The organism is Pseudomonas sp. 18.1.10 (assembly GCF_024655625.1).
Classification (GTDB): domain Bacteria; phylum Pseudomonadota; class Gammaproteobacteria; order Pseudomonadales; family Pseudomonadaceae; genus Aquipseudomonas.
This window is the reverse complement of the sequence record NZ_JANLGL010000451.1, coordinates 1-1470: the sequence shown is the minus strand read 5'-3', so window position 1 is coordinate 1470 and position 1470 is coordinate 1. Positions and strand designations below refer to the sequence as shown.

At 55.3% G+C, this 1470-nt stretch carries 2 protein-coding genes; one reads left to right on the top strand and one right to left on the bottom strand.

Going from position 1 to position 1470, the window contains the following annotated elements; all coding sequences use genetic code 11:
* Positions 1-85: 85 nt before the first annotated feature.
* The gene (locus tag NUV89_RS29645; RefSeq protein ID WP_257784114.1) at positions 86-514 is read right to left on the bottom strand and encodes a TM2 domain-containing protein; all 429 of its coding nucleotides are present in this window, start codon (positions 512-514) and stop codon (positions 86-88) included.
* A gap of 249 nt (positions 515-763) precedes the next feature.
* Between NUV89_RS29645 and NUV89_RS29640 the strand changes: the two genes are divergently transcribed.
* On the top strand, positions 764-1390 hold the full coding sequence (locus NUV89_RS29640; RefSeq protein ID WP_257784113.1) for a C40 family peptidase: 627 nt from the start codon (positions 764-766) through the stop codon (positions 1388-1390).
* Positions 1391-1470 lie beyond the last annotated feature (80 nt).

Genomic DNA, 1470 nt, shown 5'->3' with positions numbered 1-1470 from the left:
GATCAGTGACGAATTTGTCGACTGACACTCCGCATTCGCGAGCAAGCCCGCTCCCACATTTGGTTTCGTATAGACCTCGAGCTTTTTAGCGGCCGCCGTTACGCTCGGCATTGCGGATCGAAATCTGCGTATTCAACGTCCAGAAGTCATACAACACCCCCACCAGGAACAAACCACCGGTCAGCAGGTAGATCAGGCCGGTGATCCATTTGCCCTGGTACATGCGGTGCACACCGAACACCCCCAGGAACGTCAATAGAATCCAGGCCACGCTGTATTCGGTCGGCCCGGCGGTAAACCGCAGGTCGGCTTCACGGTCCATGGCCGGGATCAGGAACAGGTCGATCAGCCAGCCAATGCCCAGCAGGCCGAAGGTGAAAAACCAGATCGTGCCGGTCACCGGCTTGCCGTAATAGAAGCGGTGCGCGCCGGTAAATCCGAAAATCCAGAGCAGGTAACCGATCACCTTACTGTGCGTGTCGTGCTGCGAAACATCTTGCCGATAGGTGTTCATGGCGTACCTCTTTTGCCTCGATAGATAAATATTTTCATTTTCTTTGTGACTTTTTTACGGGCGCCCGACGTATGGCCGATGGTATCTTCCCTCCCGCAAAGCCTTGTGCCACCTGACTTGTGTAGGACAATTGCGGCGATTCGTCGCGTTTTTGCTGACTTTGACCCCAAGGTTCAATCGACAAACGGCCTTATAACGACACAAAAAGCTGTTATAAAGTTGCGCGCAAACCAAAAAGAGCCACGCCTAATGCGACCATTTTTCAAGACATGGCTAACCATTTGCCTATTAATGCCACTGGCCGCCCACGCCACCAATCGTGAGCAACGACTTCCGAACGTTAATGGTTTCACCCCTAAAGTTCACAGCACACCCGGCACCACCAAGGCGGTCAAGCTGACCGTCAACCGCCCGACTCAATTGAGCAAGGCCCATGCCAGCGGCCTGGTCGGCGTCAACACCAAGCAAAGCAGCAATGTCCTCAGCCGCGCCGTCAACGTGCTCGGTACCCCTTATCGTTGGGGCGGCAGCAGCCCAAGTAAAGGGTTCGATTGCAGCGGCCTGGTGAAATATGCGTTTAACGACGTTGCCGCCGTGGACCTGCCGCGCACGTCCAATGCCATGGCCGCCGGCCACGGGCAGAAGGTTGATCGCAAGGACTTGAAGCCGGGCGACCTGTTGTTCTTCAAACTGAAGAGCCGCCAGGTCAACCACGTTGCCATCTACCTGGGCAACGACCGCTTTATCCACGCACCGCGTCGTGGCAAGTCGGTGAGCATCGACACGCTGAAGAAGCCGTTCTGGGACAAGAACTACGTGATTGCCAAGCGCGTTTTGCCGAAAGAGCAGAACAACCTGCGGGTTGTGCAACGCTGATTTCAAGCTGCAATGCAGTACAAATGTGGGAGCGGGCTTGCTCGCGAATGCGGTGTATCAGTATCAGATGAGCTGACTGA

Excerpts from the sequence above, each read along its gene's own strand:
- NUV89_RS29640 (WP_257784113.1), top strand. The coding sequence starts at position 764 with ATGCGACCATTTTTCAAGACATGGCTAACCATTTGCCTATTAATGCCA.
- NUV89_RS29645 (WP_257784114.1), bottom strand. The coding sequence starts at position 514 with ATGAACACCTATCGGCAAGATGTTTCGCAGCACGACACGCACAGTAAG.